A 23,388-nucleotide genomic window follows, 5' to 3' on the forward strand; every position below is an offset into this window, starting at 1 on the left:
CCCATTGGTGTTCATCCACGACTAGAACCGTTCTGATGGAGTCAGAACGGGCGCTCCAAGCTATTGGGTGGTTGCATTCCTTACGGTGAACCGGTGTCCACTTCACCGGGAAATGCTCTAATCCACATCTTCGACCGCGCCGGGCGTGATGCCGAAGGCTTTCTGCGCCAGCGTCGCCGCCATGAATTCGTCGAGGTCACCGTCGAGCACACCCGAAGTGTCCGACGTTTGCACTCCGGTTCGGAGGTCCTTCACCATCTGGTAGGGCTGCAGGACGTAGGACCGGATCTGATGGCCCCAGCCGATGTCGGTCTTGGCAGCCTGATCCGCGGCGGCCTGCTCTTCCCGCTTCTTGAGTTCGATTTCATAGAGTCTCGCTCGCAGCATGTCCCAGGCTTGCGCGCGGTTCTTGTGCTGCGAACGTCCGGCCTGACAAACCACCGCGACCCCGGTCGGAATATGCGTCAGCCGCACCGCCGATTCGGTCTTGTTGACGTGCTGGCCGCCGGCGCCGCCGGAGCGCATGGTATCGGTGCGAACGTCGGATTCCTTGATGTCGATCTTGATGCTGTCGTCCACTACCGGGAAGATCGCCACGCTCGAAAACGACGTATGGCGTCGTGCGTTGGAATCGAACGGCGAGATTCTCACGAGACGATGCACGCCCGCCTCGGTCTTGAGCCAGCCATAAGCATTGTGGCCGCTGACCTGAATAGTCGCCGACTTGATGCCAGCTTCCTCGCCAGGCGTTTCTTCCAGATACTCGATCTTGAAACCACGCTTCTCCGCCCAGCGCGCATACATGCGCAGCAGCATCGAGGCCCAGTCCTGGCTTTCGGTGCCGCCCGCGCCGGCATGAACTTCGAGATAGGTGTTGAAGCGATCCGCCTCTCCCGAGAGCAGCGCCTCAAGCTCGCGGCGGGCGACCTCCTTTTTGAGGTTCTTCAGGGCATTTTCGGATTCGTTGACGACGGCCTGATCGTTCTCGGCCTCGCCGAGTTCGATCATGCCGATCTGGTCCTCGAGCTCGTGCTCGACCTTGCCGATACCGGTCAGCGAATCCTCCAGCGAGGTCCGCTCCTGCATCAGCTTCTGGGCTTTCTGGGGATCGTTCCAGAGATCGGGATCCTCGGCGAGCTTGTTCAGCTCCGCCAGGCGCGCGGTCGATGTGTCGACGTCAAAGATGCCTCCTCAGCAGCCCGACCGACTGCTTGATCTCTTCAACGAGTCTTTCGATTTCAGCGCGCATGGCTTCTCGGATCCACGGCTCGCGCCGTCGTTCAACAATGAATGGCCGGTGATGTAGCCGCGAAGGCCGCAAAGCGCAATCGCGTAGAGCATTTTCCGGCTAAGTGAAATCCGGTGAGCCGTACGAAAATGCTCTCAAACAAGAACTTGCGCGTATTCTGATCGCAAAACCGGTATCTACTTTTGCGGAATACGCGTTAGTAAAGCCCGCCGGTCCCGGGCCGGAACAGGCTGCGGTCGGCGTCGGGCAGCGGTTGCGGCTGGCGTCCGTCGGCCACGCCGATCACGGAATAATTGTCGGGCGGTGCGGTGCCGGGCTTGAAGGCTTCGAGGATGGTCTTGCCGGTATCGCCAGGCCCGGCGCGCATACCGGTCTTGGCATCGACGCGAACCAGCTTGATGCCGGCGGGGATACGGAACGGAGTGGCCGGCTTGTCGGCAAGCGCGGCCTTCATGAAATCACGCGCGATCGGCGCCGCCAGGTGTCCGCCGGTCGCGCGACGGCCGAGATTGCGCGGCTTGTCGTAGCCGATGTAGACGCCGACGACGAGGTCGGGCGAGAATCCGATGAACCAGGCGTCTTTCTGGTCGTTGGTGGTGCCGGTCTTGCCGGCAATCGGCTTGCCGACATCGCGCATGACCGTGGCGGTGCCGGCCTGCACCACGCCCTCCATCATCGAGGTGATCTGATAGGCCGTCATCGAATCGAGCACCTGCTCTCGGTGGTCGATCAACTGGGGTTCGGGCTGGTTTTTCCAGCCTTCCGGCGCATCGCACCCGCGGCATTCGCGCGTGTCGTGCTTGTAGATGGTATGGCCATAGCGATCCTGAATGCGATCGATCAGGGTCGGCTTCACGCGCCTGCCGCCATTGTCGAACATCGAATACGCGGTCACCATGCGCAACACCGTGGTCTCGCCGGCTCCCAGCGCGTAGGAGAGATAGTTCGGCAGTTCGTCGTAGACCCCGAAGCGCTTGGCATATTCGCCGATCAAGGGCATGCCGATGTCTTGCGCCAGCCGGACCGTCACGGTGTTGAGCGAGAGCCGCAGCGCATTCCGGAGCGTTTGCGGCCCGTAGTATTTTTCCTTCGAGTAATTTTCCGGCCGCCACACGCCGGAGCCCCGTCCCTGATCGATCTCGATCGGCGCATCGACGATCACGGTCGATGGCGTATAGCCGTTGTCGAGCGCCGTGGAATAGACGATCGGCTTGAACGAGGAGCCCGGCTGCCGATAGGCCTGTGTTGCGCGATTGAACTGGCTTTGATCGAACGAGAAACCGCCGACCATTGCCAGCACGCGGCCGGTCCACGGATCCATTGCCACCATCGCGCCGGACACTTCGGGTAGTTGCCGCAGCCGGTATTCGCCGTCGACCACCTTGCCGTCCTTTGCAATCAGAGGATCGGCATAGATCACGTCACCGGGCGAAAGCACCTGCGACACCTTCGTCGGCGAATGACCTCGCGTCGATTTGGACGCGGCTTTGGCCCACTTCACCCCGTCGAGCGTGATCAAGCCCGTTTGCCGCTCCTTGCTCACGGCACCACCAAGCTCGCGGCCAGGCTGAAAGCCGATCCGTGCGGACTTGTCGTCGGACTCGAGCACGACCGCCATCCGCCACGGTGCGATGTCGGACAGCGATTTGACGTCGGCGAGTTTCACGCCCCAGTCGCCGGAGATATCGAGCTTGCTCATTGCGCCGCGCCAGCCCTGGGCCTCGTCATAAGTGACGAGGCCATTGGCCATGGTCTTACGCGCTATCGCCTGCAGTTTCGGGTCGAGCGTCGTCCGGACCGACAGACCTCCCTCGTAGAGCTTCTTTTCGCCGTAGCGTTCGAACAGGTCGCGCCGAACTTCCTCGGCGAAATACTCGCCGGCAAAGGTATGAGCCCCGTTGGCCCGGCTGGTGACGATCAGTGGAGCCTTGCGGGCCTTGTCGGCATCGGCCTGGTTGATCCAGCCGTTCTCCAGCAGCCGGTCGATGACGTAGTCGCGCCGTTCGACCGCGCGGTCGTGGTTCTTGACCGGATGCAGGGTCGAGGGCGCTTTGGGCAAAGCCGCCAGATAGGCGGCCTCGGCGACGGTCAACTCATTGACCGATTTATTGAAATACACCAGCGATGCGGCCGCGATGCCATAGGCGCCGAGGCCGAGGTAGATCTCGTTCAGGTACAGTTCGAGGATCTTGTCCTTCGAATAGGCCCGCTCGATGCGCATCGCGAGCAACGCTTCCTTGATCTTGCGGGTAAAGGAAACTTCATTGGTCAGCAGGAAGTTCTTGGCAACCTGCTGGGTGATCGTGGAGGCGCCCTGCGGCCGTTTGTTGGATCCGAGGTTCTGGACATAAAGCAGCGCCGCGCGCAGCATGCCGGGATAATCGATGCCACCATGCTCATAGAAATTCTTGTCCTCCGCGGCCAGGAACGCGTTGATGACCAGCTTCGGCACTGCCTGTATCGGCAGGTAGAGCCGACGTTCCTTCGCGTACTCGCCGAGCAGCGAACCGTCGGACGCATGGACACGCGTCATCACCGGCGGTTCATAATTCTGAAGCTGGGAATAGTCCGGCAGGTCCTTGGAAAAATGCCAGATCAATGCCGCAGCCGCTGCGACGCCGACCAGAAACAGGATGGTTCCCGCTGCAAACAGGAAACCCATGAATCGCAGCAGCAAGCGCATTATCGAATGTCCGTTTCGTTACCGGCGGCCTGGCGATATGACGACGCGTCCGAGGGTCTTAATCGTCGGTCGATGCATTTCGCTCGTCGAAGCATCCGCCGGACATGTACTCCGGTTCTGGCCGATTCTGCGAACTTGCGACAACTTTTCTATAGGGCGGCGGCTGTGGCCAAACTAGGGCTTCCGCCCTTGAGGCATCACCTTTCAGTCCGCCGGCGCGACCGAAACCACCCTTTTTGCCAGAAACGCCTCGACGGCCTTCGCGACCGAGCGGACCGTCTTGGAGCGCCAGCTTTCCGATGTCATCTGGTGGAGGTCCGCCTTGTTCGAAACGTAACCGAGTTCAACCAGCACCGACGGCACATCGGGCGCCTTCAGCACCCTGAACCCGGCCGACTTCAGAGGGTGCTTGTGCATCCGCGCGGAATTTTTCATCTCACTCATCAACAGCCTGGCAAAGCGGTTTGAAAACGTGCGTGTTTCCCGCTGCGCGAGATCGATCAGGATATCGGCGACGTCGGTCGGCTCTTCGGTCAGGTTGACACCCCCGATCGCGTCCGCCTTGTTTTCGGCCTCTGCCAGCCGCTCTGCCTCGGCGTCCGATGCCTTGTCCGACAGCGTGTAGATCGTCGCGCCCCGGGCATTGCCCTCGCGGCGCGGCAGGGCGTCCGCATGGATCGACAAGAACAGTGCGGCGTCGTTGTTTCGGGCGACGTGCACACGCTCGGCCAGCGGAATGAAGGTGTCGTCCGTTCGCGTCATGACAACGCGGTATTTGCCGTCCTGCTCGATGCGATCGCGCAAAGCCACGGCAAAAGCCAGCACCAGATCCTTTTCCGTCTCTCCCGTTGAGGCCTGGGTTCCGTTATCGATTCCGCCGTGGCCGGGATCGATAACGACCACGGGTCGCCCGTCCGGCGGCGGGACAGGCCCGGTCGCACCGGCGACGGGAGTCGGGGAATCAATGCCTTTCGACTGTTCAGAGCCGCTCGAAACTGCCAACAGGCGATCGAATGCAGCACGGTCGACGGCCTCCAGTTCGACCACCAAGCGGGGCGGCTGACCGTTCGCGGCATCGAGCACATAGGCCTTTTCGATTTTCGCGGGGCCTGCAAGATCGAACACGATCCGCGATCCGCCCGGCATCACCAGCCCGTAGCGGAACGCCTTGATCAGGCCGCGTCCGGCATCGCCGGCGTGGGGCGCAAGGCGGAAGCTGACCTGGGGGATATCGATGACGGCCCGGTAAGGATCGGCCAGCAAGAAGGCATGGATGTCGATCTTCTTGTCGAGATCGAGAATGAAGCGGGTCTGTTTCATGTCGCCTGCGAGCCGGACCTCGGATGCGACTGGAAAATCACCCGCCACCTCGGGGCGAACAGGTTCGTTCCCCGTGGCAAGCGACGCTGCGCCGGGAACAAATAGCGCTGCGGCGCATAGCCAGATGATCCCAAGGTTTGCGCGGCCCGCCAACGAACCCATGCCTCCGAGCTGCCTTACCTTACCGCAATTTACCGCAATAGGACCGCAGGGTTAATCGGCCCTTAATCGGCCAATGACAAAAAATTCTGGCGGTGTTGCCGGCCTGCGACGCTGTCCCTTGCAAGCGGCAAGCAATCCACGTATGTAAGCTGTTGCTGACGGTTAAACTCCCGGTTGTGTCGCGTTCAGCCTCCCGGTGCAGCGCAGGGCTTCAAATTGTTAGAAGTTCCGGCGTTCCTGACCCCTCCATAGCCAGCGCGTCGCGCGGTCGATTTGGAGCGGCAGTTTCAAGCTCGAGGGGCGTCCGGTCTCAGGTTACGATAGTTGCGCCCGGGACGGCTTCAGAAAGGTCACGACTGATTGTCTCGGCCCTGCGGCCACGAGGTACGACAGCCGACGGGCGCTTGTGCGCCGCGTCGGTCCGGCAGCGAGATACATGGCGGTACTTTTGCCGCCAACCTGTTCAGACGGGCAGACGCCTGATGCGCCAAACTGAAAAGCCGGCCAATATCCCCGCAAAGGCCGCGCCGACGCGAAGTGAGAGCTTCGCGCGTCGCGCCGCGCCGGGAGCAGGGTCGGTATGGCGCCCCGGATCGCGTCGCAGCCTTCCCCTCACCCCCGAATCAGGTGGACCGTTGCGTCACCCGGCCGCGCGGAACGCGCGCGCCGTGCCATGCGCCCTCCGCCGCCAAGAGCTCCAAAATGTCCAACAAGCCCAACAAAATGTTGATCGACGCCACCCACCCGGAAGAGACCCGGGTCGTGGTGGTCCGCGGCAATCGCGTCGAGGAATTTGATTTCGAATCCGCCCAACGCAAGCAACTGCGCGGCAACATCTATCTGGCCAAGGTCACCCGCGTCGAGCCTTCGCTGCAAGCCGCGTTTATCGAATACGGCGGAAACCGGCACGGCTTCCTTGCGTTCAGCGAAATCCATCCTGACTACTATCAAATTCCGGTCGCCGACCGTGAGGCGCTGATCGAAGCCGACGAACGCGCGCACCGCGAGGCGGAGGAAGAGTCGGAAGATCGCTCCAGCCGCCGCCGTTCGCGGCATCGCAACTCGCGTCGACGCGATCACGGCGAACGCGTGCAAAGCGCCGTTATCGAGGATGCGGCCCAACAGAACGCGGGGATGGACGCGCCGCCGTTCAGCCCGGCGCACGACGAATCCGCGTCGGACGATTCCATCAGGCAGCAACACGGGGTGCAGGATCACGATCATCCCCGCGAGGATGACGCGGATCACGATCACCCGCACGAGCATGGGCACGACGAGATCGGGCACAGCCATCCGTACGACTCCGATCATCATCATCACGAAATCGATGCCGACCACCCCGGCGGGTCGCACGACAACGCTTTCATAGATGATGAGACGCATGATGACACCGGCGAAGCCCCGGTCGCAGCTGCACCTGCACCGGATGATACCCCGGTCGCGGCAGCATCGGATCACGCGGCCGGCTTCGAGCCGTCCGCCCACGGCGGCGCCCCGGACGACCATATCGAACCGGCCGTCTCCCCTGAGGCTGATCATGCCCTCGAAACACACGATGAGGCGCACGATCACGAGCCGGGCGACCACGACGGTCAGCCTCATGATGTCGGATTCCATGGCGAGGAGGCTCACGCCGAGGATGAGGATGGTGAGGACGACGCCGAGGAAGATGAGCAGGTCGAATCCGTCGGCGGTGATGATGCGATGGAGGAAGTGCCCGAGCGCGCCTACCGGCAGCGCCGTCAGTACAAAATTCAGGAAGTCATCAAGCGCCGCCAGGTGATGCTGGTGCAGGTGGTGAAGGAGGAGCGCGGCAACAAGGGCGCGGCGCTGACGACCTACCTGTCGCTGGCCGGCCGCTATGCCGTGCTGATGCCCAATACCGCGCGCGGCGGCGGCATCAGCCGCAAGATCACCTCGGCGCAGGACCGTTCGCGGCTGAAGGACGTGGTGCAGGACCTCGACGTGCCCGAGGGCATGGGGGTCATCCTGCGCACCGCCGGCGCCTCGCGCACTAAGCCGGAGATCAAGCGCGACTTCGAGTATCTGATCCGCATGTGGGAAACCGTGCGCGACATGACCCTGCAGTCGCAGGCCCCGACACTCGTCTACGAGGAAGGCTCGCTGATCAAGCGCTCTCTGCGCGATCTCTACAACAAGGAAATCGACGAAATCCAGGTCGCCGGTGAAGCCGGCTATCAGGAGGCGCGCGATTTCATGAAGATGCTGATGCCGACCAACGTCCGCGCGGTGAAACAGTATCGCGACTGTCAGCCGTTGTTCTCGCGCATGGGCGTCGAAAGCCAGCTCGATGCGATGTTCTCGCCGACGGTGCAGCTTCGCTCCGGCGGATACATCGTCATCAACCAAACCGAAGCGCTGGTGTCGATCGATGTCAATTCGGGCCGTTCGACCCGCGAACATCACATCAAGGATACGGCGCTCAAGACCAACCTCGAGGCCGCCGAGGAAGTCTCTCGACAGTTGCGATTGCGCGATCTCGCCGGCCTGATCGTCATCGACTTCATCGACATGGACGAGAAGCGCAGCAACCGCGCGGTGGAGCGCAAGCTCAGCGACTGCCTGCGCCACGACCGCGCGCGCATCCAGGTCGGACGCATCTCGCACTTCGGTCTTCTGGAAATGTCACGCCAGCGCATTCGCGCCAGCATGCTGGAAAGTTCGACGGAGCCCTGCCAGCACTGCGGAGGCAGCGGCCACGTCCGCTCGGTTCCATCGGTGGCGTTGCAGTTGCTGCGAAGCCTCGAGGAAGTCCTGATGAAAGGCGCGACGCACGACCTTGTCGTGAGGACACGCACTAACGTCGCGTTGTATGTACTCAATCAAAAACGCGGCCATCTGCGGGACCTCGAACACAGCTTCAAGGTTGGTCTCTCCGTGGTCGCCGATCCCTCGATCGCCGGCCAGCAATCCTTCATCATTGATCGCGGTGAGCAGGTGCATACGCTGGAGGCTGCGAAAGCGCTGCTGGCCGCACAACTTGCCGCATCCCCACCGCAGGCCGAAGAGGCCAATGACGATGAGCAGCCACTCGATATCGAAGCCGAGATCGAGACCAGCGACACCGAGAGCCGCGCCGATGAACAAGCGGGTGGCGAAGCCGAGGGTGAGGGCCGCAAGCGCAGGCGCCGCCGGCCCCGGCGTGAACGTTCCGTAGAAGCCAGCGACGACCAGACCGCGCACGGCAACGAAGGCTCGGACAACGTCCAGATTGCCGCCGATTTCGCCGCGGCACGCTTTATGACCGGCGACGTCGAAAATAACGGAGACGACGCCGGAGTTCAGGACGGCGAAGCGCGGGCCGATCAATCTCCGGACGGAGAATCGCGCCCACGTCGTCGTGGGCGTCGTGGCGGTCGTCGGCGCCGCGGCAGCGCTGACGCCGGCGTTGTCGGCTCGATTTCCGACGAACTCGGTCCTCCCTCAGCGCCGGAGGTCGTTGAAGCCGTCGCGGACTTCGATTCGGTACCGATCGCCCCTGAACCGCAGGCCGGTTCGCCCGACATCGAAGCTCAGCCGCAGCACACCGCGACGCAGCCGGAAATGAAGAGCCCTCCGGTTGAGGCCAGGGATGAGGCAGAATCCGAAAAAGCCGTTCGCCGTCGCTCGACGGTGCGGGAGAAAGTGAGCTTCGCCTCGGAAGCACCGCCGGAAGCGCCCATCGTTCAAAGCCAGCCGGAACCATCGGCGCCTGAGCCGCAACAGCCTCCCGAAGCATCGGCCGAAGTCCGGCCGCCCCGTGCGGGGTGGTGGTCGCGCCGGTTCGGCAGCGGCACCTGAACCGGTCTCCCTCGAATGCCAAAACGCCCGGCCTGGCCGGGCGTTTTCGTGCGGTCGGACGAAGCGCGGTTTCAGAAATGACTGTAGGAAAGCCGCGGTAGCGCGATCTCCTTGCCTTCCGCATCAAGCCATTTCGGCGCCGTCTTGCCCGCGACGACTACCCCGATCGGCGCTACCGCGACGCCGAAGCCGCGCGCCGCCCGAGCGAAGGCCTCGAAGCGATCCTCCGGAACCGTACACAAGATCTCGTAATCGTCGCCGCCGCTCACCGCGCTCTCGAGACTGGTCTGGCCCTGCTCCATCAGTCCGCGTGCGGCCTCGGACAACGGAACGGACGCGGCATCGATCACCGCCGAAACTCCCGACGCCGCGCACAGTTTTGCGAGATCGCCGGCCAGGCCGTCGGAAACGTCCATCGCGGCACGCGCATAATTCCGCAACACGCCAGCGAGGCCGATGCGCGGCTGCGGAACCCGGTAGCGGCCGAGCAGCGTCTCTCGGACCGCGGCATCGCTGACCGTGAGCTTGCCCTTGAGAATGGCGAGCCCCAGCGCTGCGTCGCCGATCGTGCCTGAGACGACGATGCGATCACCCGGCTCCGCGCTGCCGCGCATGACCATTCCGCCGGGCGGCACGCGGCCGAAGGCGGTGATGGAAATCGTCAGCGGCCCCGGCGTCGCGACGGTGTCGCCGCCAAGCAGCGGACAATCAAACGCGGTTGCGTCGTCGCCGAGCCCGCGCGCGAATGGCGCGAGCCATCTCTCGTTGGTGTCACGCAATGCCAGCGTCAGGACGAAGCCGGCAGGCGTCGCGCCCTTGGCGGCGAGATCGGAGAGATTGACCCGCAAGGCCTTCTTCGCGACCGTTTCCGGCGGATCGCCGGCGAGGAAATGCACACCTTCGACGATGGCATCGGCCGTAACCACGAGATCGTCGCCGCCGCATTTCAAGACAGCCGCGTCGTCGGCGAGCCCCAGCGCGCCGGGATCGGTCGCGATCGGCTTGAAATAGCGCGCAATCAGATCGTCTTCACCGGAGGACATGCGGTTGATCCTTGCGAACGTGATTCTCGCCACAGTCAAACTCGTCATGGCCGGGCAAAGCCGTTCGAAGAACGGCGTCGCTTCCGCTCGCCTGTGTCCCGGCCATCCAGGTCTTTTCCGTCTGAACCGCAGCAAGACGTGGATACCCGGCATAAAGCCGGGCATGACGACATCATCTTATCTTCGGCGCTACCCTACCCCCGCTCAAACTCGTCGGCGCGGAAACGCCGCGCGATCTGATCGAGCACCGCATTGACCATGCCCACCTCCTCCTTTTCAACGAAGGCGTGCGCGACATCGACATATTCGGACACCACGACCCGCGCCGGAACATCCTTGCGGTGCTCCAATTCGTACGAGCCAGCGCGCAGCACCGCACGCAGGATGGCGTCGATCCGCTTCAGCGGCCAGCCCCTCGCCAGCGCATCGTCGATCAACGGGTCGAGCCTGGTCTGGTCGCGGACCACGCCCGCCACCACGTCGCGAAAGAATGCGGCTTCTGCGGGAAGATATTTGTCGCCTTCGACCTCGCTGCCGAGCCAGTGGCTTTCGAACTCCGCGAAGACATCGTTGATCCCCGCGCCGCCGATCTCCATCTGATACAGCGCCTGCACCGCGGCGAGCCGGGCCGCGCCGCGCCTGTTGGCTTTCTTGTCGATGTTTTGCCTGATGTCCGCCATCGCGCCGTTATGCCTTCGCCAATCGGCGCTTGATCCGCACCATCGTCAGCGCCGCCCGCGCCGCGTCGCCGCCCTTGTTCAACTCGCTCGCGCGCGCCCTCGCCCACGCCTGCGCATCGGTGTTGACCGTGATGATGCCGTTGCCGAGGGGCACGCGCCGCTGCACCGACAGATCCATCAGCGCGCGGGAGGATTCCATCGAGACGATCTCAAAATGGATCGTGTCGCCCCGCACCACGCAGCCGAGCGCGATTACCGCATCGTAAGGCTTGCCGCTCCGTTCGGCCGCATCGAGCGCTATGGCAATCGCCGCAGGAATTTCCAGAGCACCGGGAACGGTGACGACGTCATAGCCGACGCCGGCAGCGCTCAATTCGGCGACCGCACCTTCGAGCAGCGCATCCTGGATATCATCGTAAAACCGCGCCTCGACGATCAGGGCGCGTGCGCCCGAGACGTCGGCCTGATCCTTGACTGGTGCGCGCCTTGCCTCTGCCATACCATGCTCCGGTTCGCCATTGCCGAGGCATAGCAGTTCGAAAAGAACGGCGCCGCTTCGCTCGCCTGTTGCCCGGCAAACCATCTTGTTAAGAGGAAGGATACGCGGGTCAAGCCCGCGCATGACACATTTATCGAAAGCCTACTTCATCTCGCTCAGCCGCGCCGCGTAACGCGCCATCATGTCGACCTCGATATTGACCTCGCTGCCGGCACGCCAATCGCCCAGCGTGGTGAAACCGAGCGTGTGCGGAATGATGAGCACCGAGAACGCTGCGTCCCGAACGGTATTTACCGTCAGCGATACGCCATCCAGCGTCACCGAGCCTTTGGCCGCGATGAAGCGCGCCAAATCCCGGGTGGTGCGCAATTCAAAGCGCGCCATGCCGTGCTGATCGTCGCGCGCGACGATAACGGCGAGTCCGTCGGCATGACCTGCGACGATGTGGCCGCCGAGTTCGTCGCCGATTTTCAGCGCACGCTCGAGATTGAGCCGCGTTCCCGCCGCCCAGTGCTTTGCCGTGGTCACGTCGAGCGTCTCCGCTCCCACATCGACCTCGAACCAGGTCCGGCCGCCGGCGACGCCCGAGGCAACGACGGTCAGGCACACGCCGCTGCACGCGATCGACGCGCCGTCGGCGATGGTGTTTTGATCGTAACGGCAGAGGATACGCAACCGGTGCAGCCGGTTCCGCGCCGTCTGCGTCAGGCTTTCGATCTCGCCGATGTCGGTCACTATGCCGGTGAACATCAGAACTTCCAAAATCCAATGCTTGCGACCGTCATGGCCGGGCATGACGGCCTCAAGCGTAGCTCGATCTAGACACGCTCGTAGATCGCGAGAGTATCCTGATCGAGTGTTTCGCTACCACGAACCTTGAACTGCGGCGAGCGGGTGATGGCGGTCAGCGGCAAGGCACCAAGCGCCGCCACGCCGTCGTCGCCGATCGGATCGGGACCACGCAGCAGCCACGCTTCGTCGACCAGACCAGCCGCGACGAACGACGATGCAACGCGTGCGCCGCCCTCGACCATCAGCCGGGTGACGCCCCGTTCGGAAAGTGCGCGAAGCACCGCCGCCAGATCAAGCCCGGGCGCGCCAGCCGCGACCGAAACGCGCACGACCTGCACGCCTGCGGCGCCGAGCTTCATGGCTGCGGATGCTTGGGCGGGATCCGACGCCATCACCCAAAGCGGCGTCTCGCACGCGGACCGGACCAGCCGGCTGTCGTGCGGAATACGCAGCGCGTGATCCAGCACCACACGCAGCGGCGAGCGCGCTTCCATGCCGGGAAGGCGGCAGGTCAGGAGAGGATCGTCGGCCAGCACGGTGCCGATGCCGACCAGAATGGCGTTGCATTGCGCGCGCAACAGATGCACCCGCGCCTTGGCCGCTTCGCCCGTGATGGCGACCGGCGCGCCTCCGGCCGCAGCGATCTTTCCGTCGCTGGAAACTGCGAGCTTGAGGATGACGTGCGGGCGTTTGTCCCGGACCCGCCGGAAATGTCCGGCATGATGGTGCGCCGCCTCGACTGCGCAAAGTCCGACTTCGACCGATATTCCCCCTGCCCGTAACCGCGCATGGCCCTGCCCCGCGACTTCGGGCGTAGGATCCTCGATTGCGGACACGACACGCGTGATGCCGGCTGCGATCACGGCATCGGCGCATGGCGGCGTTTTTCCGACATGCGAACACGGCTCCAGCGTGACATACAGCGTCGCGCCGCGCGCCGCCTCGCCCGCGCGCCGCAGCGCCTCGACCTCGGCGTGCGGTCGCCCTCCCGGCTGGGTCCAGCCGCGGCCGACGATCACATCGTCCTTCACGATGACGGCGCCCACGGCCGGATTGGGCGCGCTCGCGCCCAGGCTACGGCGACCCATGGCCAGCGCCAATTGCATGAAACGCAAATCGGCGACCTTGGCGTTCCGGAGTTTTTCGCCGTACTGCTCTTCCAGAATGCGGAAGATCATTTGCGCAGCGGCACAGGCCGCGCGTCGTCCTCGCTGGAGAGTTCGCCCAGCACCGCCTCGAAATCCTTGGCCTCGCGGAAATTGCGGTAGACCGAGGCAAAGCGCACATAGGCGACGTCGTCGAGGCTCCGCAAATGTTCCATTACGATCTCGCCGATGATCTCGGACGAAATCTCCGCCTCGCCGCCGCCCTCGAGTTCGCGGACGATGCCCGACACCATGGTTTCGACGCGCTCGGGCTCAACCGGCCGTTTGCGCAAGGATATTTGCAGCGAACGTACCAGCTTGTCGCGGTCGAACGGCACCCGCCGCCCGTTACGCTTGATGACCGTGAGTTCGCGCAATTGCACCCGCTCGAACGTCGTGAAGCGGAAATTGCAGGCCATGCAGACGCGCCGGCGGCGGATGACGGCCGAATCCTCGGTCGGCCGGGAATCCTTTACCTGAGTATCAAGACTGTTGCAGCTCGGGCAGCGCATGACTTCACCTGTTCATCCGTCATTGCGAGGAGCATAGCGACGAAGCAATCCATACTTTCTGAATGCTTGATTGCTTCGCTTCGCTCGCAATGACGACGCGTTGACCCTTTCGATTACTGATAGATCGGGAAGCGATCGGTCAGCGCCTTGACCTTCTCCTTCACCGCCGCCTCGACCAGCGGGGCCTTGCCGTCGTCAGCCTGCGCGATGGCGTTGAGCACTTCCGCGATCAGGCCGCCGACCTGCTTGAATTCGGCAACCCCGAAGCCGCGCGTGGTGGCGGCCGGCGTGCCGAGACGAAGACCCGAGGTCACGAACGGCTTTTCCGGATCGAAAGGGATGCCGTTCTTGTTGCAGGTGATCGCAGCGCGCACCAGCGCCTTTTCGGAGACGTTGCCTCGCAGCCCTTTGGGCCGCAGGTCCACCAGCATCAGGTGGTTGTCGGTGCCGCCGGAGACGATGTCGAAGCCGTGGCCGCGCAGACTTTCGGCCAGCGCCCTGGCGTTTTCGACGACGTTCTTCGCGTAGATCTTGAAGTCCGGACGCAGTGCCTCGCCGAACGCCACGGCCTTTGCAGCGATGACATGCATCAGCGGGCCGCCCTGCAGGCCGGGGAAGATCGCCGAATTGAACTTCTTGGCAAGCGCCTCGTCGTTGCACAGGATCAGGCCGCCGCGTGGACCGCGCAGCGACTTGTGGGTGGTGGTCGTCGTCACATGCGCGTGCGGCACCGGCGAGGCATGGACGCCACCGGCGACGAGGCCGGCGAAGTGCGCCATGTCCACCATCAGATAGGCGCCGACGCTGTCGGCAATCTCGCGGAAGCGCTTGAAATCCCACGGTCGCGAATAGGCCGAGCCGCCGGCGATGATCAGCTTCGGCTTGACCTCCTCTGCACGGCGCGCGACCTCATCCATGTCGATCAGGTGGTCATCGCGCCGCACGGTGTAGTGCGCGGCCTTGAACCACTTGCCGGACATGTTGACCGGCGCGCCATGGGTCAGGTGGCCGCCAGCGGCGAGGTCGAGCCCCATGAAGGTATCGCCGGGTTGCAGCAGCGCCAGAAACACCGCCTGGTTCATCTGGCTTCCGGAATTCGGCTGGACGTTGGCGAACTGCGCGCCAAACAGCTTTTTGGCCCGCTCGATTGCGAGCGTTTCGGCGACATCGACCCACTCGCACCCGCCGTAATAGCGCGCGCCCGGATAACCCTCGGCGTATTTGTTGGTCATCACCGAGCCCTGCGCTTCCAGAACCGCGCGGCTGACGATGTTTTCGGACGCGATCAGCTCGATCTCGTGACGCTGACGGCCCAATTCGCCCTTGATCGCGGCGGCGATCTCGGGATCGGCCTCGGCCAGGGTGGCCGTAAAGAAGGAATCGGGCGCGGAGGCGACTTTGGCGGGAGAGTTCATCTACAGAATATCCTTGGCGGCACAGCCCGTTAAACACCGGGTGCGAACAGCAGTAACAGGCGATCGAAGCGGTATCAGCCAGATAGCACATCGGGTCAGGGCGGCCAAGGTGTTGCGCCTCCTTCCTGAGTTTCGTGCAATATATGGTGGATCGCCGGCGTAAACGCTCTGGTTGAGGTTTTATTTTGCGAGGTAGTGGCGCACCGCGGCCAGCGACGGTCCCACATCGGCAACCGCTGCGAGCAGCCGGTCGCGCGACACGTTCAGCCGGCTCGCCCAAACGTCGGTTTGGGCATCGTCATTCGTATCCACCGTGGTCGCCGGTTTCTGATAGGTGGATATCACCGATGCAACTGTGACCAGCCGGATCATCGGACAAGTCTAGCACCCGGGCTGCAGCCTGCCACCATGCCGTGCCGCCACAGTTAAAATCCGGTGTCCGATTCCGATTTCGAACGGAATTCCGGCCGCGGCACCGACTTCTCAAGCCAAATCCGGCGCCGTCGCCAGCCTGGACGCTGCTACAAGCAATAAGCAACCGTGCCCGCGATCGTGACCGCCAGAACAATCAAGGCCATCGTCGGCCAGCCGCTTCGTGAGGCGGCATACCGACCCCGGGCGCGCCGTTCCGTAATGAGCGCGTGCTCGTACTCGTCTGAGGATGAAAAGATGCAGGCAAAGCCACTGCGCGCGCTCGCCGCGGCGGCTTCGAGCGACCGGATGTCGGTCTGGGTGTTGCTGCGTGAGATCATCATGAGCAAATCCTAGGTATCGCATGGTAAACAAAAGGTTAACGATTTCTGCTGCGAAGCCGGACCGGATCAATGGGCTGTGCATCGCGACGCCTGCCGGGAACGGCTTCTAATTACACCGGCCACATGACAGAGGATTGACGGACTGCGGGTGCTGGCCACACCGCTGGCCTTCGCCGGTCCTGCTCGGGCGACAGCGGCTCCTCCTCGGCGACCTGAACGCGATTGCGCCCGCCGCGTTTGGCCTGATAGAGCGCCGTATCGGCGGCTGCGAGCAGCACTTCGAGTTCAGTGCCTGGCGGACCGCTTGCCGCGCCAATACTCACGGTCGTCTCGACCGGCGCGTCCTCGGCCGTAATGCCGCTAACGGCGAACGCCTCGCGCACGCGCTCCGCAGCAACAGCCGCCTCCTCAATCGAGCAAGGCAGCAAGGCGGCAAATTCCTCGCCACCAATCCGTCCAGACAGATCAGTGGTCCGCAGCGTATTGGTGACGACGATCGCGAACAGCTTGAGAATTTCGTCGCCCGCCGCGTGGCCGAAGCGGTCGTTGATCGACTTGAAATGATCGATGTCGAAAACGAGCGCCGTCACCAGGCGCCCGGTACTGGCCTCACGTTCTATGACCCGTGCGGTCGCCTCGGCAAAACCCCGACGGTTCAACATGCCGGTCAGCGGATCGATCGAAGCTGCGGCCTTGTGGGCCTTCACGGTACGATCCGACACCAGCATGAAGATGACGAAAACAGTGCCGACCGCATAGAGTACGAGTTCGAAGGCGAATATCGGAACCCACTTGGCGCTGCGGAAGCTGCTGCCGTCGGCGCGCAGCATATAACCCAGCAGTATGGGCAACATCAGCACAAAACCGTGCAGGATGGGCACCAGTAGCGCCGGCCAGCGCTTCCGCATGGCTTTGCGTTGCTCGGACCACAGTTCGTTCGCGGTCAGAACCGCGTAGGCCGCGACGATGCCCGCACCGATCGTCAGTCGCATGGTGGACGATTCATCGGGCGGACACACGATGATGATCAGCCAGACCGCGGCGCCGAGCGGCAACGCCAGCCAATTCGGCTTGCGGCCGTGGAACACACGCGCTGCGCTCCACACCATGCCGCAGGCCACAAAGCCCACCGCATTGAGCGCCAGCGCCACGGTATCGCGCAGCAGCGGGCCCGCGACCGTCCAGACTCCGATCGAGATGGCGCCGAGGAGATAAGCCGCGCCCCACCAGTTAAGCGTGGGAATTTTCTGCTGCCGTCCGAAGAACAACAGCATGACCCCGAGCATCACGCCGACAAGTGCCGCTACGAGATAAAGAGTCGAGATGTCGAGTGACATGACGATGCCGACAACCGTTGCCGGACTCGCGCCCCTGACGCGGACCGACCGAGAACTCCCTCGAATTGCAAAAAACTACCACGCCCGCATTGGCAATTCGTTCGGATGCGCGTGCAAGTTTTCGCGAAAATCCGCGTCAGTTCGTCGGCATTCATTAAACAAGATGGCTACCCCCAAGCGTTCAATTCAAGTCTATCCATGGCGCATGCTCTCCATTCAGAAAGCACTGAAGATCCAACTCGATTTCCGTTGGGGGCAATTGATCTGACCGCCGCACCGCGCAGATCTTCGTTTGAAATGTTCTTTTTATGTTCCATATATCATCTCATAGCGAACCGGTCGGCGCATTGGCGCATGTGCCCTCCCCTTAGCAATTCGACGAGATGGGTCGGGCACGGGCGGAGCAATCGCCGGCCGAGACGGATGACGGCTGGTGGAAATCGGTGCTCAATGATCCATGCGCGGCCGGCGCCGCGCTTGCCGATCCAGCAATGCTTGACGAAATTCCGCGCCCTATCCTGCACGTCGGTTGTTTACGATGTCAGCGCATTGTGGAATCCAGAAGTCGGATGCGGTGCACCTGTACGGTCCGCGCGCTGTCTGGAAAGATGTCGGACAGGGACTGATCGACCACGGCTGTCAGCGTCGCTCCGGACGTCATAAAGGAGGACGGCTGTTGGCCGGATTGGGAGGATGAGGAAAAATTCAAGTGGATCGGGTTTTTCAGGTTTTCATTAGTTCGACCTCCATTGATTTGCAGGACGAACGACAGGCCGTCAGCAACACGTTGGCAAAAGCGGGATACATACCTGCCGGCCTGGAATTGTTTCCAGCAACAGATCAACAACAACTCGCCTACATCAAGCGGATCATCGATCGCAGCGACTATTACGTCGCGATCGCGGGCAGCCGTTACGGCTCGCTCTCCGATAATGGGCTAAGCTTTATAGAAGAAGAGCTTGAATACGCACGATCACGAGACATTCCTATACTTGCGTTCCTTCCTGAAAACCCAGCCAGCATTGCGGTCGGCAAGACAGAAACTGACGCACGGCTAAAAGAAAAACTGGACGCCTTCAAAGCTCGTTTGAGCATCAGCCGCATCGTCGAATTTTGGAACAACGAAAGCGATCTTTGCATGAAAGTCGTGCTGGCGGTCGCGACCGCCGTGAATTTGAAGCCAGGAGTTGGCTGGATACGCGGTGATCAGGCCATCGATCCAAAGGTCATCCAGGAATTGGAAAGACTCCGCATCCAGAACGCGGACTTTTGTCAGAAGCTCGCCGATCTCAATCGCGACGAGTTATCGACTAACCCGACTCTCGTAACATCAGCCGATTCAGTTACCGTGGAATTGCTTGTCTATCGATCGGAAGAAGGGTTTCCAGACTCCGTATCGCGGACAATCTCATTGAGCGATCTTTTTGTCGGACTATATGACCACCTCCTCAAGAACCCGTCGGAGGCATACGTTCGAGAACTTGTTGGATATTGGTACCGGCAGAACGTTCACATTTCGGACTATTGCGAACTTGACGAAAAGAGCGCGATCGTCATCCGGGATAAACTGGAGGCTCTGGGCTTAATCAAGTCCCGGTCGATCATAGCGGGTTTTTCCAATCACATCGCCTGGTGCGTGACCGAAAAAGGAAAACGGTTTCTCGAGTCGAGACGCCCGGCGAGGATTGGTCAATCAGACTCCACAGCGACCTAACGCAGCCTGGCGAATAGCGCATTGAACAATGCCGGGGTTAGCCGGTAACGGACCTTCCGTTTGTCGGCTGTTTCGCCAGTGCCGCCATTACTTCCACAGGCAGGCCGCGTTTGACATTCGCTTGCCGGGTTTGCTGCGAAGTGGGTAGCGAATATCAAATTCACTCCACCAGCACTATCGCTGGAACGGCGGAAGGAACGGATTACTCCGTGGTTGCTGCGGCGGCGATGGCGCCGGTTGCGGCGGCGGCGCTGCCTGACGCTGCTGGCGCGTGGATTGTCGCGGCGGGCGCTTGGTGGGCGGCGGTGCCGGTTTCGGCTGATCCGGCTGCGCGTTGACGACGGTTGTTTCCGGATCCTTGCAGTCGGTCAGCCAGACATCGTAGATCGGATGCTCGACGCCATGCAGGCCGGGGCTCGCCGCGAACATCCAGCCGGAGAAAATCCGCTTCACCTCGCCCTGAAGGGTGATCTCGTCGACCTCGACGAAGGCGTCGGTATTGGCCGCTTCGGTCGCGGGGCGCGTGTAGCAGGCATCGGTCTTCACCCGCAGCGCGCCGAACTGCACGGTTTCACCGACATCCTCGTCGAAATGGATGATGCGGCCGGTGATCTTGTCGAGGCCCGAGAACACGGCCTTCTTGTTGATGACCTTCTGGGCCGGTGGCTCGGTGACGACTTCATCGCCCGGTTGCAGCGTGGCCGGCGTGGGCGGGGCCGAGCGCGGCGGATGCTGTGCGGGCGTATGATTGGGCGAAGGCGGCGCGGCGGCAACTCCACCGGGCGCATTCTGCGGAACCACCGTAGTTCCGGGCGGCGGCGGCAGCGGCTGAGCCTGAACCGGGCCGGGAGGTGGGGCGCCCTGCCCGGGCGGCAAATGCAGCGGAGCCGGCAGCACGCGTCCTTGCCGCGGCAGGTCCGGCACTTCTTCCTCGTCGTCCTCGGGCGCGACCTGCCCGCGCGGAATGGCGCCCGGCGGACGCGGCGGGGGATCCGAAAAGATATTGCCTATTTGCGCGTGCGCAGGCGATGCAGCCGCGACCAGGGCGGCAACTGCGAAAGCCGCACAACCGGCTATGACAATGGTTCGAAACATCTTTGCGCGGCTTTGTGAGGCTCGAATCAGGGCCGGACCATTGTACAGATATCCAAGCCGCTCGCAGGCGTCCCGGTTAACACGCCGATTACGGCGGGGAAAGGGCGGCTGCCCCTGCGCCCGCATAGCGACAGCCGCGGAACCGTCCATGGCACAATTCGAACTGGAGACACGGGAAGCGTACGGCGCATCGGCATCGAAGTCGGCATCAAAATCGACGGCGGCACCAAGAGGCCGAAGCAAACAGTGGATTTTGGACGGTGAACTTTTTGGGCAGTGGACTTGAGGCAACAGATACGATGATTCGCATCTCCTGCGGTATTTGGTAAGCGTGCGGGGTTGGCGCATTCGGGGTATTCAGGGCTATACTTAAGCCTATACTCGCTTTTCAGTTTTTGCGTGTCGGGGAATTGCCATGAGCCGGACGGGGGCGCTTCGGATTGCGATGACGGCGGCTGGGCTGGCGCTCGGCGGCGCGACGGCGCAGGCGCAACAGGTCGGCACGGCATCGGCGGTCAATCCGGCCGCGACCGCCAACCTCAAGACCATCACCATCGGTCAGTCGATCGCCCACAAGGAGCGCATCCAGACCAAGGCCAGCGGCTCGGTGCAACTGCTGTTCCTCGACAAGACCTCAATGACCATCGGTCCGAACAGCGACATCACGATCGATGAATACGTCTATGACCCCAGCGCCAACACCGGCAAGCTGGCGGCGACGCTTGGCAAGGGCGCGCTGCGTTTCGTCGGTGGCCAGATCAGCCATAACGGCGATGCCGAGATCAAGACCGCGTCGGCCTTGATCGGCATCCGCGGCGGCGTGATGATGACCGACGGCAAGGGCGGTATCTATTCCGGCTATGGCACGATGACCGTGAATTCCGGCGGGCAAACTGTAACGCTCCATGCCGGTGAATTCACCCAGACCCAGGCCGGTGGGCCGCCGACCCTGCCCGGCCTGCCGCCGCCCGGGTTCGTGCAGCAGTTGATCGTGGCGTTCCAGAGCACCGCCGGTCAGACGGGCGGCGCGCGCCGGGGCGCGGCATCGGCAAGAAATATCGCGTCTGCCGAGCAAAAGGCGACCGGGTCATCGGGGGGATCGGTCACGGGCTCGAATATGCCGACGCCGGCCAATCCGGTCGCCGGGCTTATCAACGCGATTTCGTCGACATTCACCCAGTCGGTGCAGACGTCCAGTCAGGAGACTGCGCTGCAGCAGCTGGCTTCACGCCAGCCCACGCCGCTCGATAACGTCCGTCCAAACGTTACAATTTCTGGATATGCCAGCGGAATAGATGTAATCGCGTACCCAGGTTTGAGCTCTCAAGCTGCTCCTTTTACCGGCACCTCGGAAATCAAGCTCGATGCCACCAACAATCGTGTGGCAGGGACACTTAGCACTTACGTTTACGATCCCTTGAGGCCCTTTATGGTAGCTCTCAATGCGTTCAGTAACGTATTATTTGAGTTCGGATCGACGGGATCGTCCGGACCGGCGAACAGCGTCTACACGAACTACAATAATTTTAGCGCTACGACTGCAAGTGGAGCAACGACCCATCCAACTGACAGCGGACAATCAATCCAGGGTGTTCCAATTAACGGCGAGATCGCTGTCCTCAACAACGACGCTACCAAGCAAATCGGCGTCTCCTCGGGAGTACCCGATCTTACAGTATGTCAATGCGATTACACGCGGTGGGGCTTATGGCACGTAACCAATACCACTCCGAACTCGCCTTTCACTGAGACAATTGTCGGTACCTGGGTTGCCGGACGTCCGGTGGGCAGCATCAGTGACGTGCCGATCACAGGCACCGCCACCTATACCGGCCACGTCATCGCCAACGTGCAGAGCGCGGGCTTCGTCGCCGGCAACTTCTCCAACACCGTTGACTTCGGTGCGCGATCCGGCGCGGTGAGCGTGACCAATCTCGACAGCACCAACTATTCCGGCAATGTGTCGTTCAACACCGACCCGCGCAATTTCGGCGGAACGCTTGCCGGAAATGTCGGCAACCGAACGATGGCGTTACAGGGCAGTTTTTTCCAAGGCGGCACCGACCCCGTGGGGGAAATGGGCGGTAAGGTCGGCATCGCCGGACAGAACTACCTCGGCAGTGGAATCTTCGCTGCTTCAGTCAAGCACTAACCTTCTCGCGATCACGCCACACTGCGGCGCGCCGTAAGACGACGATCAGGGTGTAGACAGATAGAAGTCGCGAGCCCGCGCCGTCTATTGTCCCGGTGTCCAGGGCTGGTAATCGCCGGTCGCCGCGGGACGACGGCCGCTTGCCAGCGTCGAGCCGGGCGGCCGATAGGCCGCGGGCGTTCCGGTCATGTTGGGCACGTGCGGTTTCTGCCATTCGCGCGGCTGATAGTTCTCTTTGGTCGGCGGCACATCGACGATGTGATGCATCCAGCCATGCCACTCCGGCGGAATGCGGCTGGCTTCGGTATAGCCATTGTAGATTACCCAGCGCCGCTCGAAGCCGAGCGTCGGGTCGATCTTCCCGCCGCGTGTCCGGTAATAGCAGTTGCCCTGGCTGTCCTTGCCGACCAGTTCGCCAAAGCGCCACGTCCAGAATTGCGTGCCGAAGGTCTGGCTATTCCACCAGGTAAAAAGTTTGAGGAAAAACTGCTTCATTGTCGGAATCCGTCGCGGAAGTGTCATGACACCCTGATTTGATGGCATCCCGCCGCCGTCTTGTCCAGCGCAACCGCGGCCTCCGGATATTGGCGGGTTACGCCTTCGGCTAACCCACCCCACGGATGTTTTGGATGCCCCACCCGACGCCATCCGCAGCGCCAACCATGACGAGCGTGGTTGGCCCACGGCAGTTGACTGCCTCGCTAAAACTCTGAATGTGGCTTTCAGGAACAAGAAATATAAAGGTTGTGAAATGTCCGAAGTCGTCAACAACATGGAAAAACATCGCTACGAAATCGAAGTGGACGGGCATGTTGCCGCAACCTACTACCGATTTCTGGACGGAGTGATCGTCTTCACCCATACCCAGGTGCCGCCCGAGCTCGAAGGCAAGGGCATCGGCTCGGAACTCGTGCAGGGTGCGCTGGATCAGGTGCGCGCTGATAGATTCAGGGCTCGCGCTCAATGCCCCTTCGTGAAGGACTGGCTCGAGAAGCATCCGGATTATGCCGATCTGCTGAGGCCGAATTTGTGAG

The 23,388-nt window shown here is 62.3% G+C and carries 19 protein-coding genes; 4 read left to right on the plus strand and 15 right to left on the minus strand.

Annotated elements, in window-relative coordinates; genetic code table 11:
• Nucleotides 1-117: 117 nt before the first annotated feature.
• From prfB to V4R08_RS04840, 3 genes are all read right to left on the minus strand, one after another.
• Nucleotides 118-1,249 (minus strand): peptide chain release factor 2 gene (gene prfB / locus V4R08_RS04830; protein ID WP_335578299.1). Its coding sequence is split into 2 segments (ribosomal slippage): nt 118-1,179 and nt 1,181-1,249, totalling 1,131 coding nucleotides; the frame shifts between segments, so codons are not numbered across the junction.
• Between the two features lie 196 nt (nt 1,250-1,445).
• Nucleotides 1,446-3,932: a penicillin-binding protein 1A gene (locus tag V4R08_RS04835; RefSeq protein WP_335578300.1), complete on the minus strand. Its 2,487-nt coding sequence runs from the start codon at nt 3,930-3,932 to the stop codon at nt 1,446-1,448.
• Between the two features lie 204 nt (nt 3,933-4,136).
• Nucleotides 4,137-5,405: an N-acetylmuramoyl-L-alanine amidase gene (locus tag V4R08_RS04840; RefSeq protein ID WP_335580183.1), complete on the minus strand. Its 1,269-nt coding sequence runs from the start codon at nt 5,403-5,405 to the stop codon at nt 4,137-4,139.
• A 711-nt stretch (nt 5,406-6,116) separates the two neighbouring features.
• Here V4R08_RS04840 and V4R08_RS04845 point away from each other — a divergent pair.
• Complete coding sequence (locus tag V4R08_RS04845; RefSeq protein ID WP_335578301.1) at nt 6,117-9,215, plus strand: Rne/Rng family ribonuclease; 3,099 nt, start codon at nt 6,117-6,119, stop codon at nt 9,213-9,215.
• 71 nt (nt 9,216-9,286) lie between these two features.
• On the opposite strand, the gene thiL is transcribed toward V4R08_RS04845, so the two are convergent.
• The 10 genes from thiL to V4R08_RS04895 form a co-directional block, all read right to left on the minus strand.
• Nucleotides 9,287-10,258, minus strand: coding sequence for a thiamine-phosphate kinase (gene thiL, locus V4R08_RS04850; RefSeq protein ID WP_335578302.1), 972 nt, complete (start codon nt 10,256-10,258; stop codon nt 9,287-9,289).
• Between the two features lie 194 nt (nt 10,259-10,452).
• Complete coding sequence (nusB, locus tag V4R08_RS04855) at nt 10,453-10,938, minus strand: transcription antitermination factor NusB (RefSeq protein WP_335578303.1); 486 nt, start codon at nt 10,936-10,938, stop codon at nt 10,453-10,455.
• A 7-nt stretch (nt 10,939-10,945) separates the two neighbouring features.
• Nucleotides 10,946-11,437 carry a 6,7-dimethyl-8-ribityllumazine synthase gene (ribH, locus tag V4R08_RS04860; RefSeq protein WP_335578304.1) on the minus strand — a complete coding sequence of 164 codons (492 nt, stop codon included), beginning with the start codon at nt 11,435-11,437 and terminating at the stop codon, nt 10,946-10,948.
• A gap of 141 nt (nt 11,438-11,578) precedes the next feature.
• Nucleotides 11,579-12,187: a riboflavin synthase gene (locus V4R08_RS04865; RefSeq protein WP_335578305.1), complete on the minus strand. Its 609-nt coding sequence runs from the start codon at nt 12,185-12,187 to the stop codon at nt 11,579-11,581.
• A 68-nt stretch (nt 12,188-12,255) separates the two neighbouring features.
• On the minus strand, nt 12,256-13,407 hold the full coding sequence (gene ribD / locus V4R08_RS04870; RefSeq protein WP_335578306.1) for a bifunctional diaminohydroxyphosphoribosylaminopyrimidine deaminase/5-amino-6-(5-phosphoribosylamino)uracil reductase RibD: 1,152 nt from the start codon (nt 13,405-13,407) through the stop codon (nt 12,256-12,258).
• A complete protein-coding gene (gene nrdR, locus V4R08_RS04875) occupies nt 13,404-13,886 on the minus strand; it encodes a transcriptional regulator NrdR (protein ID WP_335578307.1) in 483 nt (160 codons plus the stop codon). The genes ribD and nrdR overlap by 4 nt, the downstream gene beginning before the upstream one ends.
• 113 nt (nt 13,887-13,999) lie before the next feature.
• Nucleotides 14,000-15,301, minus strand: coding sequence for a serine hydroxymethyltransferase (glyA, locus tag V4R08_RS04880; protein ID WP_335578308.1), 1,302 nt, complete (start codon nt 15,299-15,301; stop codon nt 14,000-14,002).
• 180 nt (nt 15,302-15,481) lie between these two features.
• Entirely contained in the window at nt 15,482-15,673 is a 192-nt protein-coding gene (locus tag V4R08_RS04885; RefSeq protein ID WP_335578309.1) for a DUF3606 domain-containing protein, read from the minus strand.
• A 149-nt stretch (nt 15,674-15,822) separates the two neighbouring features.
• A complete protein-coding gene (locus V4R08_RS04890) occupies nt 15,823-16,056 on the minus strand; it encodes a hypothetical protein (RefSeq protein ID WP_335578310.1) in 234 nt (77 codons plus the stop codon).
• Nucleotides 16,057-16,166: 110 nt separating this feature from the next.
• Nucleotides 16,167-17,393 (minus strand): GGDEF domain-containing protein, encoded by a 1,227-nt coding sequence (locus tag V4R08_RS04895; RefSeq protein WP_335578311.1) that lies wholly within the window; start codon nt 17,391-17,393, stop codon nt 16,167-16,169.
• Between the two features lie 709 nt (nt 17,394-18,102).
• On the opposite strand from V4R08_RS04895, the gene V4R08_RS04900 reads away from it, so the two are divergent.
• Nucleotides 18,103-19,107 carry a DUF4062 domain-containing protein gene (locus V4R08_RS04900; RefSeq protein WP_335578312.1) on the plus strand — a complete coding sequence of 335 codons (1,005 nt, stop codon included), beginning with the start codon at nt 18,103-18,105 and terminating at the stop codon, nt 19,105-19,107.
• Nucleotides 19,108-19,281: 174 nt separating this feature from the next.
• Here the strand turns inward: V4R08_RS04900 and V4R08_RS04905 are convergent, their stop codons facing one another.
• Nucleotides 19,282-20,202: a DUF2155 domain-containing protein gene (locus V4R08_RS04905; RefSeq protein WP_335578313.1), complete on the minus strand. Its 921-nt coding sequence runs from the start codon at nt 20,200-20,202 to the stop codon at nt 19,282-19,284.
• Nucleotides 20,203-20,617: 415 nt separating this feature from the next.
• Between V4R08_RS04905 and V4R08_RS04910 the strand changes: the two genes are divergently transcribed.
• A complete protein-coding gene (locus V4R08_RS04910) occupies nt 20,618-22,354 on the plus strand; it encodes a FecR family protein (RefSeq protein WP_335578314.1) in 1,737 nt (578 codons plus the stop codon).
• An 84-nt stretch (nt 22,355-22,438) separates the two neighbouring features.
• Here V4R08_RS04910 and V4R08_RS04915 read toward each other — a convergent pair whose 3' ends face one another.
• The gene (locus V4R08_RS04915) at nt 22,439-22,849 is read right to left on the minus strand and encodes an NADH:ubiquinone oxidoreductase subunit NDUFA12 (RefSeq protein ID WP_335578315.1); all 411 of its coding nucleotides are present in this window, start codon (nt 22,847-22,849) and stop codon (nt 22,439-22,441) included.
• A gap of 256 nt (nt 22,850-23,105) precedes the next feature.
• Here V4R08_RS04915 and V4R08_RS04920 point away from each other — a divergent pair, with 256 nt between their 5' ends.
• Entirely contained in the window at nt 23,106-23,387 is a 282-nt protein-coding gene (locus V4R08_RS04920; RefSeq protein ID WP_335580184.1) for a GNAT family N-acetyltransferase, read from the plus strand.
• Nucleotide 23,388 lies beyond the last annotated feature (1 nt).

Source organism: Nitrobacter sp. NHB1 (assembly GCF_036964665.1).
Classification (GTDB): Bacteria; Pseudomonadota; Alphaproteobacteria; order Rhizobiales; family Xanthobacteraceae; genus Nitrobacter.